The organism is Promicromonospora kroppenstedtii DSM 19349, from assembly GCF_000515355.1.
Lineage (GTDB): Bacteria > Actinomycetota > Actinomycetes > Actinomycetales > Cellulomonadaceae > Promicromonospora > Promicromonospora kroppenstedtii.
In genome coordinates this window covers 15,879-16,361 of record NZ_KI911734.1, presented here as the reverse complement: position 1 = coordinate 16,361, position 483 = coordinate 15,879, and the positions used below count along the sequence as shown (strand labels likewise).

Below are 483 nucleotides of genomic sequence, written 5' to 3'. Positions count from 1 at the left end.
GGCCCGCGCCGGGGCGAGCGCCGCGGCCAGGGAGACGAGCAGGCCGACGCCGAGCGGCCCGAGGAGCACGGGCGCGCGTCAGGGGGACGGTCCGCGGGAGTGTCACGCCCAGGTCGAACGCGGGCGCGACCAGCAGCCCGGCCTGTACCAGCAGGGTGCCGAGCACGATGCCCGCGGCGGAGGCGGCCACCCCCAGGAGGGCGGCCTCCAGCAGCACGCAGCGGTAGATCTGCCCGGTGCCCGCACCGACGCAGCGCAGCAGTGCCAGGGTGCGGGCACGCTGCGCCACCAGCACCTGGAAGGTGTTCGCGATGACCAGGCCCGCGACCACCAGGGAGACCGCGGCCAGAGCCAGCACGAACACGAGGTAGACGATGTTCTGGCCGTCCGAGATGGCCGAGACCACGTCCTCCGCGTACTGGACGGGGGTGGTGACTCCGGTGGCGGCCGGGACGGCAGCGGCGAGGTCGTCGCGGGCAGCCG

Annotated in this window: 1 protein-coding gene; it reads right to left on the bottom strand. The window is 75.4% G+C overall.

Annotated elements, in window-relative coordinates:
- A partial coding sequence (locus tag PROKR_RS37010; RefSeq protein ID WP_211240201.1) for an FtsX-like permease family protein occupies positions 1–483 on the bottom strand: 483 nt, incomplete at both ends.